The sequence below is a fragment of the Chryseobacterium pyrolae genome, from assembly GCF_025153485.1.
Taxonomy (GTDB): Bacteria; Bacteroidota; Bacteroidia; order Flavobacteriales; family Weeksellaceae; genus Chryseobacterium; species Chryseobacterium antibioticum.
The window spans coordinates 239,488-255,619 of the sequence record NZ_JANZQH010000005.1 but is presented as its reverse complement, the minus strand read 5'-3'; the positions used below and the strand labels follow the sequence as shown (position 1 = coordinate 255,619).

The following is a 16,132-nucleotide window of genomic DNA, read 5'->3' as shown; positions in this document are numbered from 1 at the left end:
TAAAAGAAATAGAGGAATAATAGCCGGATCAGCTATTATTGAAAGAGTCTCGGAGTAGAATTACTCCGGAGCTTTAAATATATTGTCGTCAGAATGGAACCCTGCTACACCACCGCTTACGGCAAACTTCATGGCAGAAGCCGCATTCATTCCCACTACAGGTTTGATGTTTTTTTCTTCAGTAACAATTACCCACCCTGAAATAGCGTAGGAATGAGGCAGATAGACTGCAACGTAGTTTTGCTTCTCAACGTCTGACATCTCTTTTTGGGTCAGAAAACCGATTCTCCAGATTTCCGGATTTTCATTCGTCTTTACCCAGACAGGATCGTTGAATTTCTTTTTGTCTCCTACAAATGAGGACATGACGTCTTTTGTAGGGGTATAGATATGTTTTACCCCCGGAGTTTTTTCCAGCAGGCTGTCCATAGTGTCAAAAAAGAATCTTCCCACTACGAATTTATTTCCCAGGTAGCCCAGAATCGCAGTCATCAGAATGGTTGAAACGAAAACCAGCCCGGGAATTTCCTTTGCAACGGATGGAATGATATTGTCAATAGCACTGACAATATACCAGATCACAAAGATGGTGAGTCCAATAGGACCAATAATAACCAGCCCCTGAAAGAAATTTTTCAGGAAAAAATTAGCAATATTTTCGAAGGTTGGTTTTTTCAACGTGGATTTTTTACTTTTTTATTTTTAACCGTGGATGGTTTCTTTGTTTCCGTAAGATTTTATGATACTCGCTTCATATTCCAGCCATTCTTCCCAGCGTTTGTTTACCTTTTCGATATCGCCCAACTGTCTTGCAAAGCCAATAAAAGTCGTGTAGTGATTGGCTTCTGATATCATTAATTCTTTATAAAATGTTTTAAGCTCTTCATCTTTGATATTCTCGGTAAGAACTTTAAACCGTTCGCAGCTTCTTGCTTCAATCATAGCAGCAAAAAGTAATTTATCAACAATTAAATCTTCTCTTCTACCCTGAACAACAAATTTAGCCAGTTCGTTGACGTAATCATCCTTTCTGGCTTTTCCGAAAACGAATCCTCTTTTCTTAATAATCTCATGAACCTGGCTGAAATGGTCGAGTTCTTCCTGCGCAATAGCAATAAGTTCCGTTACAATTTCCGGATATTCTGGGAGCATATTGATTAAACTGATGGCATTTGTTGTGGCTTTCTGCTCGCACCACGCATGATCTGTTAAAATTTCTCCTATGTTTCCTTCTGCAATATTTGCCCACCTTGGATCGGTAGGAAGTTTCAACTTAAACATGTTTTGAATTTTTTGTAAAATTAAAATAAATTGCGATACTAAAGATTATTTTATTTCAAATTGGCTGTAAAAGTATTAAGAAGCCGTTTTTCTTCTTAAAAATTCCAGAATTCTCCATCCCAGATCGTCTACTTTTTTTAATCCTGCTGCAATAATAAAGGCAAGGATAATATTAAGGATATAGATGAAGACCATCAGCGCCCACCAGGGCATATTTTCCTTTAGGGCTACAACAATGAAATAGACCAGCGAAGAACTTATTCCCTGGGCGAAATAAAAGAAAATCGCATTCTTTCCGATGTGGGTAACAAAGTTTTCTTTCGTGATTTTTAATCTGTTGTAAAGGACAAATAAGGTAGTAAGAGAGAACAGTGACCAGACGATGTAGGGAATCTTTGGCGGGAATTTGTTTTTATTGATTTTATAAAAGATTTCACTCCCATAATACCAGAACATCCATATCAAGGCTGCTGCGACCACTGCGTAAACGACAGGAATCAATTTTGCAGGAATTTTCTTACCCCGCATTCTATTGGCAATTAAAAAAATAGCCAGATAAAAAGCTACATACCCAACCTGCCCTGTAGGATAGATTTCGGGGAAAATGTTGAACAGTAAAGTTAAAATAAGACACAATCCTATAAACCAATTGACGTGTTTTGGGAAAAATCTCAAGATCAGGACTCCGAAAACGGCAAGAATGAAATATACTTTCAAATACCAGAAGCTTCCCATAACGACAGGGAATGTATCTGCGTTGGTATACTGGTGAAGGTACCAGTTTCCGAGATTCTGCCATTGGGGAATGTTAGAAACTCCTGTTGTGGCATATTTGGATCCAAAGGTGGAATAGAAACTCTGGAGCCATTCCATAGAGAAAAAGGTTAATCCAAATACTTTGAAAAAGTAATCCAGAAAGAACAGAAAGCTTACAAAGATCATATACGTGATCTGAAGTTTTAATAGCCTGTAGAATGTTTTTTCTATGTTCGATCCTGAAGTAATTCCACTCAGGGCGTAAAAAAGTGCCACATCAAATACCAGAGAAAATACCCTGACCTCTGTGGGAATGTAAAACTGTCCGGACCAGAAAGCGGTATGGATGAATATAATGGAAAGTGTAGCCATTCCCTTGGCAAAATCAATGTAGAGGTCTCTGTTCATTGTTGTACGATATGGTTCAAAAGTAAATAAACTTTGGGATATTTATTCATAAAAATGAAAAGAGACAGGACATCGCTGCCTGCCTCCTTTCTTAAATATGCTAAAAATGAATGTTTACTGAAGTTGTTTAAATTCTTCTGCGGAAATTTCTCCGGTCTGGATTTTTCTAAGTTCATCCATGTATTGGCTCATATAGGCATCGATCTCCGGGTTTACAGAGTTTTTGCCCATTTTATAAGTGCCATTTAATACACCCTGGTAATAATAGAAGAAGTTATAATCAAAATTGGCCGCATTAAGATCATACTGGCCTAAAAGGAAACCTAAACGTACTGCAGATCTTCTTTGCGGCGGCGTTCCGTGGTGGTTTGCACTGTTGGTTTGATAATCTCCGATGCTCTGTGCAAATTCATATGCTGCTGCAATTTCTGCAAAACTCGTTTTGTTGTATCCGTTGGGTCTTCTTAAGTAATATCCTGCGAAGCCATCTGCTTCCAGTTCGTTAGGTCTTGCTGTAGATTCATTAACAGTAGGCAGGCCAAAAATGTATTGTAACTGATGACCATATTCATGAGCAAGGATCATGGCATTCACAATGTCTCCGCCTTTGTTTTTTGCATCATAATAAATAGCATAGCCATAATAAATCTTTCCTGTGGAATAAGAAATGGCATTGTACGTAGAATTGAAATTGGAAGGATCATTTACAAATCGAAGGGTAGGATTGCTTCTTCCCCACAAACTTGCGATTTTTGTCATCTGAGAATTCATAAAGTTGGTGTCTGTTGAATTCTGAAGAGTAGTGTACAGTAAGGAAGATGAGCTCCAGTTTTGATCTACATATGAGCAGCTCTTTTGAAGATCTCCCGGCTGTTCGATCTTGGAGCTTGCAGATTGAGATTCAGGAAGAACAGATTCTTCCATTTTGTCATCACGACACGCTGACAGTGAGAAAGCGGCAATGGCTCCTGCTAATAAGCAGAATTTGAAGTTTCTTTTCATATAAAATTTTTTTGGTGAACACGAAGGTATAAAATTATCTGTTAAGTATGAGCACTTTAATGCAAAAAATTATTCAAAACATAGTGAATTTATATTTTTATATTACTTTTTATGAAAAAAATAAACCTATTTGTGAATATGGATAGGAATTTATACAGGTGATTTTTGTTTCTGCTTGGATATAACTAAGAAATAGGCATGAATATACCTTTGAGTACTGATTTTAAACTATAGACAAGAAGAAAGTATTTTTTTTCAAAATGTGTTTGCGATTGAATATTTTACTGCCGGGAATTCTTTAAATGACTGTAAATTGTTTTTCTTAAAAAATACAGATCTGATTGCAAGCTATTTAGAAATTTATTCATATATTTGCACCTCGAAATAACTAAAAATTTATAAACAATGTTTGCAATTGTAGAAATAGCAGGGCTTCAATATAAAGTTGAGCAAGACCAGAAGTTGTTTGTAAACCGTTTAAAAGGAGAAAAAGGAGACAAGGTTTCTTTTGATAAAATTCTTCTTACTGTAAACGGTTCAATCACTGTTGGCGCCCCAGCTGTAAGCGGTATCACTGTGGATGCAGAGATCCTAGACCATGTAAAAGCTGATAAAGTAATCGTTTTCAAAAAGAAAAGAAGAAAAGGTTACCAAGTAAAGAATGGTCACAGACAATCTTTAACTCAAATTCGAATCACTGGTATTACTGGTTTCGAAGCTGGAGCAAAGAAAGTGACTAAAAAAGAAACAGCAAAAACTGAAATTCTTTCTGACAACGCAACTGTTAACTTTGGTGAAGATCACGAACTGAACTATCACTTAAAGAAAAACAACTTGTCTCAGTCTAAAGAGAACAGAGAAACTTTAATTACTTTAGGTAAAGCAGTTAAAGTGGAATTAGAAAAAACTATTCTTACTCACGAAGAAGTAGATGCTGCTATCGTTAAGAATATTGATACATTTAAAGCACTTAACAAATAATCCAGTAATAAAATGGCACACAAGAAAGGAGTCGGTAGTTCCAAGAACGGTAGAGAGTCTCACTCTAAGAGATTAGGTGTGAAGATTTTCGGTGGACAAGAAGCTATTGCCGGAAATATTATTATCAGACAAAGAGGTACGCAACACCACCCAGGTGAAAACGTGGGAATGGGTAAAGACCACACTTTGTTTGCATTAGTAGACGGTAAAGTAGTTTTCAGAAAGAAAGCAAACAACAGATCTTTCGTATCTGTAGAAGCAAACGCATAATTTAAGCGTTTTATAAAAATTTAAACCTCGGCATTTGCTGAGGTTTTTTTATGCCTATATGGGGCGAAATCAAAATTATTTTCGTTAATATTCCAATTATTGTGAAATATTTATATATTTGTCAACTATCAAATAACAAATCATTTGCGGATGCCGAAAAGCATATAGAGTAGGCCAACAAATTAAAACAAAGTATTATGAAAAATTTGAAAAAATTATCTAAAAAAGAATTAAGAACAATAGAAGGAGGCGCTTTAGCTTGTCCACCTCCTGCCACAACTTGCGGAGAATGGTGCTCGTGGACACCACAGCAGAGACTTAGATGTATTAATATGGTTATGGACCCAGATCCGTGCCCATGTTAATATAAATAATGTTATTGAAAAGGATCCTCGACTATGTTGAGGATCTTTTTACTGTCAGTACTTATAATGGTATGAAAGCCAAAAGGCAAACAATAAATATAAACTAAAACAAAATTCTATGAAAAACTTAAAAAAATTAGCAAAAAAAGATTTGAAAACTATTAACGGAGGACGTGGTTTAGATTGTCCGGTTCCTGCAACATGGTGTGCAGAATGGTGCCAGTGGACCGATCAGCAAAAGAGAAAGTGCATGAATATGGTTATTGATTTCTGCGAAGTTTGCTAAAAAGATCTAAAAAAAGCCCCTTGTTGCTCAACAAGGGGCTTGTATTTTAAAATCCTACCTGGAATCCTGCTTTGATTCCAAATGTAGAAATATCCGGTCTGTCGAGGTAATTTCCTCTCCAGTTAAAGTCTACCCTGAATATTCTAAGGTTTCCGATTCCGATATTTTCAATTCCGAATCCATATTCAAAATAGATTTGCTCACTAGGTGCAGAATATTTAAATCCATCTACATTGATCGCTTTAGAAGCGTCGCTTAAAGTTCCATAAGCACTTCTGATGAATGCAATCTCCCTAAGTTTCAGCTTTTTAATTAATGGAATAAATGAAAGTATTTTTCCATTGAAGTGATGCTCCAGGTGAAGGGTGGAATAGGTATCAGCAACAAATTCATAATAATTAAGCTGTGAAAATGTGTTCTGTGCCAGACTATATGATTGGTTTCCGGGAATTACATTCTGAAGTCCCAAAGGAACATTGTCGAAAGTTTTTCCTGCCTCAAAGCTTATAAGCGTCTTACCCCAGCTTCCGATCAATACCGGTTTGTAGAACATAAACTGAAGTCTGTTATAATTAAAGTCTCCGTTGAAAAGGCCTTCGATTCCTCTCGTGTATTTCAATATAATGGTTGGTGCCAGTGTTCCGTGCTCGTAGCGGTCTACTCCGGTCTGGGAGAATTTTGCCCCGGGTCTTGCAATTAAGCTAAGGGTAACGTGAGAGTCATTAAGCGTTTTTCTCAGATCACCATCACGATAGTACATCAGGCTAAATTTTTCGGGATTAGCAGATTTGATGCTCTGCAAAGTTCCGTCCACTCTTACCTGGAAGTTTTTCCACGGCTCAATAGCTGCAAAGATATTGGTCTTGTTTATAGAGCTCAAAGAAGCATTTTCTCCTCTTGCAAAAAGAGTGGATGATGCAAAAGTACGAGCCATAATTCCGTCATCGGTGGTAAGTTGTACTCCCAGCTGTTCTATGTCTCGTTTGGTTCCTGCCCCAATCATGAATCTGTTCACTCTGTTGAACATATAGCGGGCTTCAGCTCCATATTTTACCTGTTGATCTTTGAATCCGTATGCGGTGTAAAACTGCACTCTCCACGGGTCGTTTTGTCCAAAATAGGTTCTGGCTCCAAGTCTTATCCGGTCTCCTTCAACTTCATTTTTACCGTAAATTGAAAAGATAGGTCCTATATCGATACCTTTAAAAGCGTTGTAATATCCTGATGCCAGTGTCTCGTAGATTTTAACGATACGGTTGAATTTTGGTGTCTGCTGAAGCTTGTCAAGCATCTCGTAGACTCCCTGCTCCGATTTCGATAATGAATCCGGTCTGGCCTGAACCCAATAGGCATCGTCTTTGTCTACAAACTTAGCGTCGTATTCTTCCTCTCTGCGAGTGAATGCCTTATCATCAAGAGGTTTGTTGAATTCATATTGAGAATAATCCACCGACCGTTTGGCAATAATGCTTTTTGAAGTCCTCTTTTTTGCAAAAGGAGTCAGTTCTATTTCTGTAATGAATTTTTTAGGAAGGAATGTATTCTCGTCGGGATTATCATATTCCAGCTCTGTGGAAATACTGTTGATAAAGTTGACATTGATCTTCTGTGTAGATTTTAAAGTAGCCCCCAAAACAGCATAGTTGTCTGTGTCTATGTAAAGGTATCCCTGGAAGGCTAATACGTCTTTCCTTTTGGGTTGGTATCTTATCTTGTAAGCATTCTCGCCATGGATAGAGATCGTATCTGTTAAATTATAGTCATAGGTACTGAATCCATTCGTACCCACAGGGCTCGGGAATCCAATGTCAAAATAATTTAACGTATTGTCGTAAATATTGATATCCCTGTAGAGGTTTTTGGCCGTAATAGTGATGACCTGGTTGTCTTGAAATCCTGAGGTTTTCTGAGCGACCAGCAGTCTTTTTATTTTTTTTCCCGGTTTGTTTTCCCCGAAATTTTCATAGATAGACTCATTCAGGAATATGGGAAGTCCTATCTTTCCGCTGGCTGTAGAATCTGCATAGTCAAAAATAAAATCCAGCTTATTGAAGATCTTTTTACTCATAAAAGCGCTGTCCAGATTATTGGCGTCAAACTGGATTTTCTCGTATTCTTTATAAGTATAGGTGTCGAACTTTTCTAAGCCGTTATTTCGTTTTCTTTTCCATACTTCCTGCATAATAGCGTAAGCCGGATTTTCCTTCTTATTTTTATACTTAGGTTTTTCGTTATGAATCACAATCTCTGCAATTGTGTTTTCCTTTTCCTGTGAAAGTTTTACGAAAATATTGTTTGCCGTTTCAGGGGTAATAGTAACGGTTTCAGGGGTGTAGTTCTTTTTCGAAAATTTTAGTTTATAAATAATACTGTCTGACTGAACATTGAAACTCCCCACGGAAGTTTTCAAAAAAGGCTCAGTACTGTCGTTGATAAAGATATCTACACCTGAAATTTCTTTACTGGTTTTCGCATCGGTGATCTTGCCATTTGCTGTGTTTTGGGCATACGTCAAGCAGGTTATAAAAAGCAGAAAAAAAAGGTTGTAATATTTGGGGTTGTTATTTAACATCATTTGGTTCTTCAGGCAATTAGCAAAACAAAAAGCGTGCTGTTTATTTAAAAAAGATCATATTTTTTTAACGTTTTCTGTGAAAAATCACAAAACTACAAATGTAACGAAAATAACAGTAAAAGATTGTGGTAATAAATGCCCTGATTACGGTGAATTTTAGAATAAGATAAACAAACGTGAATGGGTAGGGTGGGAAATTTATTTTTTTTTACTATTCACAACTTTTCCACAATATATCCTGATTAAAAGAACGGTTACCAATAGACGTTTAACATGTTTTCGTCAGGTTATCCACATGATTCTCACTTGTATATATGATGTTTTCCATGATGTATTAATAGCTTCTTAATAGTTTTTCCACAGGTTATTAACAATTATAAGTATTTTATTTTCACCAACTTATTTATATTTTATGCTGTTTTTCCACAAATAAGTAAAGCAATTGGTATAGGTGAGATGAGTGGGAAAAATAAAGATATAATTAATACCTTTTACTTTTTGTAGAAATCATTAATGGGGAATGCTTTTAAATAACTAGAGGTGATGTAAATATTGCTAATGTCTGTTACATTTGAAGTCTGGACATAAAAAAAGACCTACATTTCTGTAAGTCTTTTTGCTCCTCCTGCTGGGCTCGAACCAGCGACCCTCTGATTAACAGTCAGATGCTCTAACCAACTGAGCTAAGGAGGAATTTTCCTCTGTTTAAGGTGCTGCAAATATAAAAGGAATATTAATATCAGGCAAGTTTTATCCCCAATTAACGGTGGTTTTTGAGCAAAAAGGTTGAATTTCAGGGACAAATATTTCAACATCTTTTTTATTTAACGTTAATCATCTTCAAATAAATGCCGGAAATAGAGTTCTGGAGATTCTAAAAAATTTCTGGTGAGCTGATAGTGCTCTGTCTCTTTGTAATGGGTTCGTTGAATTTTGTCGTCCAATAAATAAATTTCGGCGCCGGGATAGCTCATTAAAATGGGAGAGTGGCTGGAAATAATGAATTGAGCTTTTCCTGCTTTTTCTAATTTATGAATAACGGATAATAGTGAAAGTTGCCTCTGTGGCGACAGTGCAGACTCCGGCTCGTCCAGGATATACAGGCCATTCTGGAAATGATTATGGAATAATGAAAGGAAAGCTTCGCCATGTGACTGTTGATGCAGGGATTTCCCTCCGTAGGCGTCTAGTACCCTTCGGTCTTCTTTGGCAACTTCATCGATGTAAGTGGCAAAGTTGAAAAAACTTTCCGCTCTCATAAAGAAACCCTGGCCGGTTTTGGTTTTCCAGGATAAAGTAAGGTATTCAGAAAGTTCAGATTCGGTTTTATGGAAATTATAGTTATGATTCCGGCTTCCTCCTGCGACATTAAAATCACACTTTTCTGCAATGGCTTCCAATAAAGTAGATTTTCCTATTCCGTTTTCGCCAACGAAAAAAGTAACATTGCTTTTAAGTCTTAGATCTAAACCTTCCTTCAAAAAAGGGAGATTGAAGGGATAGTCGTTTGGATGGTTGTCCTTTAAATAAATCCGGGATAGGTGGGGCATCGTGCTTATTTGATTAAATAGAGTCAACTTCCATCAAGCAAAATGTATGCAAAATAAAAAAGACCTACATTTCTGTAAGTCTTTTTTGGCTCCTCCTGCTGGGCTCGAACCAGCGACCCTCTGATTAACAGTCAGATGCTCTAACCAACTGAGCTAAGGAGGAATGTCCTTTGTTTTAAGTGGTGCAAATATAGGACGAATATTTATACCGTACAAATATTTTTTAGAAAAAATTTCAAAAAAATTATAAACTGCCGGTAACCGCTTTAAAGATATCACTTCCGAAGATCAGGACCATCAATCCTAGCAGGAAGATAACCCCGATCATCTGTGCATTTTCCAACACTTTCTGAGGAACAGGTTTTCCCGTAATCACTTCCCATAACGTGAATAAAACGTGGCCTCCATCAAGACCTGGGATAGGAATCAGGTTCAGGAATGCCAACCATACAGAGAACATAGCTGTAAAACTCCAGAACATGCTCCAGTTAACCGATACTGATCCGTCTTTCGACTTCTCTACCGGCATATTCTTGATGATCGCCAAAGGACCACCTACTTTCTTATATCCCTGAACTTTCTTGTTGAATACCAGTTTAAACTGCTTCACCTGATACGTTAAACTTTCAATACTTCTGGTAAATCCTCTTCCGATAGACTCTACAAAAGTAAAATGCTGTGTATTGACGAACTTTTGCATTTGCTTATAAGACGCAATTCCTAATGTACCCTCTTTAGAAACCTGAAGGCTTAAAGGCTGTAATGCACCAGCTCTTAATACTTCCATTTTAATTGCTTTTCCTGCATTTTTTACAACAACCCCTTGCAGTTCGTCGTAATAACTGATTTTTTGCCCATTGACTGAAACTACCTGATCACCTATTTTTAAACCTGCTTCAGCAGTTTTAGGATTCACAATAGTGTCAATAACAGGTGCATATCTTGGCGTAAGGAATGCTCTTGGGTTCTCATCTTTGAAAGCCAGTGCTTTTCCGTCGTCATTCGTGTTGAAAGTAACGTCTTTACCTTTTCTTAAAACAGTTACCTGATCGCTCAATAAAATATCTAAAGACAGTTTATCCAGATTGTTCTGAACTTTTCCGTCTACTTTTAAGATCTTATCACCATCCTCAAAGCCCATTGCTTTCGCAATATTGGTATAATGCATCGGGGTGTCTACTTTCGTGGTATCAAAAGAAGTTTCTCCGTTGAAGTACGAAAGGCTTCCGAAAATGATCCAGGCAAGGAAAAAGTTAACAGTAACCCCTCCAAGCATAATGATCAGTCTCTGCCATGCCGGTTTAGATCTGAACTCCCATGGCTCGGCAGGTTTTTTCATCTGCTCAGTGTCCATGCTTTCGTCGATCATTCCCGCAATTTTTACGTAACCACCGAAAGGAAGCCATCCGATTCCGTATTTTGTCTGCTCAGGATGTTTTCTCCAGTCGTTGTCAGAAAGTTTTGATATATCGATAGGAACTTCTTTCTCTTTTCCGTCTACTACGATAGTTTCTGTGTCCGGAAGGTTTTTAGAAAGAACCTTATACTGCCATTTTCCGTTGATTTTCTTCATGGAAAAGATAGAAAACCATGGATCGAAAAACAGGAAGAATTTCTCAGCTCTGGTCTTAAACCATTTTGCCGGTAAAAAGTGTCCAAGCTCATGAAGAACCACTAAAATAGAAATACTTAGTATGAACTGGAAAATCTTGATTGCTAATTCCATTAATAATTTTTAGATTTTAATTTGCAAAGGTAAGAATTATCAAAACTATGCCAAATAAAAAAGCCCCTCTAAATGAGAAGCTTTGTCATATATTGGGCCGATCTTACAGATTGAAAGAAACACCTATACTGCCGTTGTTGCCTACTTCTGCAAAAACACCCACTTTCTCTGTGAAAAAGTAACGCGCTCCGATGTGGGCTCCTATCCCAAAATCCTTACCTAATACACCAACATCAACTCCCGGGTAGATATCCCATTTAGAAGGCAGGTCAAGGGCTTCCTGAAGATGGAAATTCACCCTTCCAAATACAAAAACACGATTGTCTTTGTCATTATCTTTATAATCACTAAAGTAAGCATTAAGCCCTGCTCCCACTGATACAAGCTTATTCAGTCCATAGTCATAAGTTCCTGTAACTCCTGTTCCATATCCCCAGGCACTCAGTCCAAGCTGAATTTTCTGGTCGCCTTTTCCGGTGTAAGCCTGTGCATTGGCTGCTGTCCCCAAAAATGCCATCATCAACACAAAAAACAATTTCTTCATAAATTTTACTTTTAAATGATACGAATGAAAAATATCCTCATCAAAAATAGAACCGAAATCATTGAAAAATCGTATTTTTAGTGGAGTTTTTAACAAAGTTTATGAGAATTGCAGGGCTTAATTTAGATATTGTCTGGAAAAATAAGGACAAAAATTTTCAATTGATCGAGGATCAGCTGAAGGATCAGGAAGCTGATATTTTCCTGCTTCCTGAAATGTTCTCTACCGGTTTTTGCATGGATGCGGCTGAAGTTTCGGACAGATATGAAGAGTCTCTGGAGTTTCTGAAAAAGATGTCAAAAGAAAAAAATGCGACCTTCTGTGGAAGTGCTCCGGTAGAACAGGGTGGGCATTTTTATAACAGAATGTATTTTGTACAGCCTGATTCCGAAAGTGTTTTCTATGATAAAAGGCACCTGTTTTCTTTTTCGGGAGAAGATAAAGTGTATACGCCCGGAGATAAAAGAGTTATTGTAAATTATAGAGGCTTCAGGATTTTATTGCAGGTCTGCTACGATCTCCGTTTCCCGGTTTTTGCAAGAAATAATGATGATTATGATGCTGTTCTATACGTAGCCAATTGGCCGGAAAAAAGAGTGGGAGCCTGGGAACACCTTCTGAAAGCCAGGGCAATAGAAAACCTGTCTTTTGTTTTTGGTTTAAACAGAATCGGGACAGATGGGAATGGTCTTTTTTACCAGGAAAGCTCACATTGTTTTTTTGCAGATGGGACAGAAATTTCACAAAAGAATGGAAATATCATTTCTGCAGAACTGAATATGGAGGAACTGAAAGATTTCAGGCAGCACTTCCAGTTTCTGAATGACAGAGATAATTTTGAGATCAAAATTAAATAATTCGAAAGTTAAGATTTTAAGATTTTTATTGAATGTTTTGAAATGTTTTTTATTTTTTTCAAAAGGATATTGTAATTTTTTTTAATTTTAAATATATAACTAGAAAAAATAATATATATGAATAAAAAACTACTGTTTGTTGTCTTCTGTGTTTTGAATTTGGTTATGAACGCGCAGGAAAATACACGTAATCAAGAAAATGATATTGCTGAATTTCAATTGGAAGATGGATCCTCATTTAAAGCAAACTCTGTGAATGCAGTTACTAAAACTATTAATGTGGGACAAATAATAGTCCACAACAGAATATCTGCATTTCAATATACAACACAGGCAGGTGAGAAGACGAAAGAAATAAACTCTAAAGATGTAAAAAAGATTATTTATTATAATGGTGATGAAATTTCTCAAATTCAGGAAAAAATTAAAGTAAAAACGGTAGATAAGAAAGGAGATCTTTCAAATGATACAGCCGAAACGTTCGAATACTTACTCTATGACGGTAAAATTAAATTATACAGTTCAAATGTATTTGAGTGTATGGGATTGAATGCATGCTATTATACTCATTCAAACTTTTATATCCAAAAAAGTGGTGAACCTTACACGGTTTTGGCAGTAAAACAAAAGAGTCAGTTCAATTCTAAGATGGGATCATCCATTGAAAATATCGTTGATGCTTTCAGAGCAATTGCCGGAGATTGTAGTTCATTTAATCAGTATTTAAATTCTTTTGAGAAAGAAATGATGCAGGAAAAGCATTTGGATAAAACTTTACAAAAAGAATATCAGGAAATTTATAAAACTACTTTACAAGAAGTAAAAAAGGATAGAGAGCAAGCCAAAAAATTATTTTATATCGTTGGAGATAAAATACAGAACAGGCAGGCTGAAATTTACATTGGAATCATAAAAGAGTATGAGAAGAATTGTCCGTAAATATACTGGTAATTCGTTATAAAAATCCCATGGATTTCACGAATCGAAACGGATTCTATTCTCAATTATCTGTGTAAATCTATGGGATATAAAAATAAAAAAACTGTGAAAAATCACAGTTTAAGAATATTGTTTAAGCAGTTCCGTGAGTGTATTCACATCATGGACACCGCTTTCTTTCCATAAAAGTTCCCCGTTTTTGAAGACAGCCAATGTCGGAACACCTCTTACTCCATATTGTGCTGCCAAAGCTGGATATTGGTCTACATCTACTTTGATGATTCTTGCTCCTTCACCTATATTTTCCTTTACGGTATTTAACACTGATGACTGTACTTTGCATGGCTGGCACCATGTGGCAAAAAAGTCAATAAGTACAGGTCTCTCCGAATTGATGATTTCCTGAAATTTTTGTGACATAGTTTTAGTTTTTATCTAAATCATCAAGATTTACCGTGATCAATCTTAATAATTTAATTGTATTTTTATTTTCCGGATAGTTTCTCATCCTGAATCGCTTTTACATTTTTCCAGCTGGTTCCGTCGTATGCTTCCACACCGTTTTTATTTAGGATTTCCATAGCCTGGTCTGCCTGTATTCCTTTATTACAGAAAACAACTACTTTTTTGCCTTTCAGCGAATCCATCGTATTCTGTAGTTCAGCTAATGGAATGTTGATGGCGTTTTTTGCAGTTCCTGCTTCGTACTGTTCCGGAATTCTTACATCTACTAAGATAACATCTGAACTGTTGACCACTTCTCTGAGGTCTGCCTTTGGACCAATGTCGAGACCTTTTGTTTTACACGCTGTTAGCACTAAAGCTGAAGCTAAGATAAATCCAAAAATCCTTAATTTCATTATCCTATAAAGTTTTTGACTGGCATACAAAATCAGTAGTTGGTAATTTTTCTGTCTTTTTAATACCGCCAAAGCCTCCTTCAATTTCAGTAAAGTTTCTAATTCCGTGTGCGTTAAGAATGCTTGCTGCAATCATGCTTCTGTATCCTCCGGCGCAATGCAGGAAGAAATGTTCGGAATCATCAATGGTCTTTACCCAATCACTTATTGTATCCAATGGTTTGTTGAATGCATTGTCAACGTGTTCTGCAGAATATTCGCTTAGTTTTCTCACATCTATCACTGTAGCATTCTCTGTAAACTGCTCTGCAAATTCAGAAGGGGAAATTCTTTTGATCTCATCAATTTCTTTTCCGGCATTTTTCCATGCACTGAAACTGCCGTTAAGATACCCTACCACATTGTCGAAGCCAACTCTGCTTAATCGGGTAATAACTTCTTCTTCAGTTCCTTCATCAGTAACCAGTAAAATAGGATGTTTTACATCTACGATCATATTTCCCACCCATGGTGCGAAATCTCCTTTTAAGCCTATATTGACAGAATTAGGAATAAATCCTTTATGGAACTCTGCCGGGCTTCTTGTATCTAAAATCAAGGCCCCTGTATCTTCTGCGAAGGCTTCAAAATCTTCTGCATTAATTGGACTTAAGCCTTTAGTCATTACAACATCCAGACTCTCGTATCCACCTTTGTTCATGGCTACATTCATTCCGAAATATTTCGGTGGAGCGGTAAGGCCGTCAAGAACCTCTTTGATAAAGGATTCCTTGTCCGGTTGGTTAAGTGCGTAATTGGTTTTTTTCTGATTTCCCAGGATATCCACTGTTTCCTTCTGCATATTCTTTCCACATGCTGAACCGGCGCCGTGTGCAGGATAAACGGTAATACTGTCGTCCAGTGGAATGATCTTGGAGTGAAGACTGTCATACAGAATTCCTGCCAGATCTTCCTGAGTAAGATTGGTTGCCTTCTGCGCAAGGTCAGGTCTACCGACGTCACCCAAAAATAGAGTGTCACCCGTGAAAATAGCCGTTTCAACGCCGTTTTCATCGATTAGCAGATAGGTTGTGCTCTCCATGGTGTGTCCCGGAGTATGAAGTGCTTTTATTTTTATTTTTCCGATCTCAAAGATCTGGTTATCTTCAGCGATGATAGCCTCAAATGCCGGCTGAGCAGTAGGTCCGTAAACAATAGGGGCTCCTGTTTTTTGACTTAAATCCAAATGTCCCGAAACAAAATCAGCATGGAAATGGGTCTCAAAAATATATTTTAAAGTAACATTGTCTTTTTCAAGACGATCCTGATAAGGTTTTACCTCTCTCAATGGATCAATAATGGCAGCTTCATTTTCTGATACAATATAATAGGCACCCTGAGCCAGACAGCCCGTATATATTTGTTCAATTTTCATTGGGTCTTTTTTAAATTTTAGATAAAGATACAAAGTATTAGATGAAATGTAAATGAAATGTTAAATCCACGCGATAGTTTCTTTCAATATTCTGTGTGTGGCAGCCTTAAAATCCCTTGTTTTCAAACGGAAAAGGTGTCTCTTGGAAAAGTGATTTAATACAATGTTTTTTATCATGTCCGGAAAATCGAAATAATTGTTTAGGGTCAATGGTTATAGACATTCTATGATTCCTTCTTGTTAGTGGTTTAAAATTTGCTGATGATGGCTTTCAGGGGGATTTTCAGAGTTTATTAACCAAGTTTATTCTGGAATATC

The 16,132-nt window shown here is 36.9% G+C and carries 17 protein-coding genes and 2 tRNA genes; 6 read left to right on the top strand and 13 right to left on the bottom strand.

The annotated features are described in order from the left end of the window. Window positions 1-60: 60 nt before the first annotated feature. The 4 genes from NZD88_RS12680 to NZD88_RS12665 form a co-directional block, all read right to left on the bottom strand. A complete protein-coding gene (locus NZD88_RS12680; protein WP_259829614.1) occupies window positions 61-678 on the bottom strand; it encodes a DUF502 domain-containing protein in 618 nt (205 codons plus the stop codon). Window positions 679-702: 24 nt separating this feature from the next. After that, window positions 703-1,281, bottom strand: coding sequence for a MiaE family protein (locus NZD88_RS12675; protein WP_169233328.1), 579 nt, complete (start codon window positions 1,279-1,281; stop codon window positions 703-705). A 75-nt stretch (window positions 1,282-1,356) separates the two neighbouring features. Beyond that, window positions 1,357-2,445, bottom strand: a complete 1,089-nt coding sequence (locus NZD88_RS12670) for an acyltransferase (protein ID WP_259829613.1) — start codon at window positions 2,443-2,445, stop codon at window positions 1,357-1,359. A 114-nt stretch (window positions 2,446-2,559) separates the two neighbouring features. After that, window positions 2,560-3,447 carry a neutral zinc metallopeptidase gene (locus NZD88_RS12665; protein WP_259829612.1) on the bottom strand — a complete coding sequence of 296 codons (888 nt, stop codon included), beginning with the start codon at window positions 3,445-3,447 and terminating at the stop codon, window positions 2,560-2,562. A 405-nt stretch (window positions 3,448-3,852) separates the two neighbouring features. On the opposite strand from NZD88_RS12665, the gene rplU reads away from it, so the two are divergent. The 4 genes from rplU to NZD88_RS12650 all read left to right on the top strand — a co-directional run bounded on the left by rplU (window position 3,853) and on the right by NZD88_RS12650 (window position 5,349). After that, window positions 3,853-4,428, top strand: coding sequence for a 50S ribosomal protein L21 (rplU, locus tag NZD88_RS12660; RefSeq protein WP_259829610.1), 576 nt, complete (start codon window positions 3,853-3,855; stop codon window positions 4,426-4,428). 12 nt (window positions 4,429-4,440) lie between these two features. Continuing rightward, window positions 4,441-4,698, top strand: coding sequence for a 50S ribosomal protein L27 (gene rpmA, locus NZD88_RS12655; RefSeq protein WP_034726841.1), 258 nt, complete (start codon window positions 4,441-4,443; stop codon window positions 4,696-4,698). Window positions 4,699-4,895: 197 nt separating this feature from the next. Beyond that, entirely contained in the window at window positions 4,896-5,063 is a 168-nt protein-coding gene (locus NZD88_RS21375) for a bacteriocin-like protein (RefSeq protein ID WP_423738665.1), read from the top strand. Between the two features lie 118 nt (window positions 5,064-5,181). Beyond that, the gene (locus NZD88_RS12650) at window positions 5,182-5,349 is read left to right on the top strand and encodes a bacteriocin-like protein (RefSeq protein ID WP_259829608.1); all 168 of its coding nucleotides are present in this window, start codon (window positions 5,182-5,184) and stop codon (window positions 5,347-5,349) included. A gap of 46 nt (window positions 5,350-5,395) precedes the next feature. Here the strand turns inward: NZD88_RS12650 and NZD88_RS12645 are convergent, their stop codons facing one another. The 6 genes from NZD88_RS12645 to NZD88_RS12620 form a co-directional block, all read right to left on the bottom strand. Then, complete coding sequence (locus NZD88_RS12645; RefSeq protein WP_259829606.1) at window positions 5,396-7,924, bottom strand: DUF5686 family protein; 2,529 nt, start codon at window positions 7,922-7,924, stop codon at window positions 5,396-5,398. A gap of 619 nt (window positions 7,925-8,543) precedes the next feature. Further along, window positions 8,544-8,617: transfer RNA gene (locus NZD88_RS12640), tRNA-Asn, on the bottom strand. Window positions 8,618-8,754: 137 nt separating this feature from the next. Further along, window positions 8,755-9,474 carry an AAA family ATPase gene (locus NZD88_RS12635; RefSeq protein ID WP_259829605.1) on the bottom strand — a complete coding sequence of 240 codons (720 nt, stop codon included), beginning with the start codon at window positions 9,472-9,474 and terminating at the stop codon, window positions 8,755-8,757. 86 nt (window positions 9,475-9,560) lie between these two features. Continuing rightward, a tRNA-Asn gene (locus NZD88_RS12630) sits at window positions 9,561-9,637 on the bottom strand. 81 nt (window positions 9,638-9,718) lie between these two features. Continuing rightward, on the bottom strand, window positions 9,719-11,200 hold the full coding sequence (gene rseP / locus NZD88_RS12625) for an RIP metalloprotease RseP (RefSeq protein WP_259829604.1): 1,482 nt from the start codon (window positions 11,198-11,200) through the stop codon (window positions 9,719-9,721). 103 nt (window positions 11,201-11,303) lie between these two features. Then, the gene (locus tag NZD88_RS12620; RefSeq protein ID WP_169233323.1) at window positions 11,304-11,744 is read right to left on the bottom strand and encodes a DUF6646 family protein; all 441 of its coding nucleotides are present in this window, start codon (window positions 11,742-11,744) and stop codon (window positions 11,304-11,306) included. A gap of 101 nt (window positions 11,745-11,845) precedes the next feature. Here NZD88_RS12620 and NZD88_RS12615 point away from each other — a divergent pair, with 101 nt between their 5' ends. Together NZD88_RS12615 and NZD88_RS12610 are read left to right on the top strand one after the other, a co-directional pair. Continuing rightward, window positions 11,846-12,601 carry a nitrilase-related carbon-nitrogen hydrolase gene (locus NZD88_RS12615; protein ID WP_259829740.1) on the top strand — a complete coding sequence of 252 codons (756 nt, stop codon included), beginning with the start codon at window positions 11,846-11,848 and terminating at the stop codon, window positions 12,599-12,601. A gap of 117 nt (window positions 12,602-12,718) precedes the next feature. Then, window positions 12,719-13,540, top strand: a complete 822-nt coding sequence (locus NZD88_RS12610; protein WP_259829598.1) for a hypothetical protein — start codon at window positions 12,719-12,721, stop codon at window positions 13,538-13,540. A gap of 120 nt (window positions 13,541-13,660) precedes the next feature. Here the strand turns inward: NZD88_RS12610 and NZD88_RS12605 are convergent, their stop codons facing one another. The 3 genes from NZD88_RS12605 to NZD88_RS12595 all read right to left on the bottom strand — a co-directional run bounded on the left by NZD88_RS12605 (window position 13,661) and on the right by NZD88_RS12595 (window position 15,814). Next, window positions 13,661-13,960, bottom strand: a complete 300-nt coding sequence (locus NZD88_RS12605) for a thioredoxin family protein (RefSeq protein ID WP_034701246.1) — start codon at window positions 13,958-13,960, stop codon at window positions 13,661-13,663. A gap of 65 nt (window positions 13,961-14,025) precedes the next feature. Further along, complete coding sequence (locus NZD88_RS12600; RefSeq protein ID WP_259829589.1) at window positions 14,026-14,400, bottom strand: rhodanese-like domain-containing protein; 375 nt, start codon at window positions 14,398-14,400, stop codon at window positions 14,026-14,028. Window positions 14,401-14,404: 4 nt separating this feature from the next. Beyond that, entirely contained in the window at window positions 14,405-15,814 is a 1,410-nt protein-coding gene (locus tag NZD88_RS12595) for an MBL fold metallo-hydrolase (protein ID WP_259829583.1), read from the bottom strand. Window positions 15,815-16,132 lie beyond the last annotated feature (318 nt).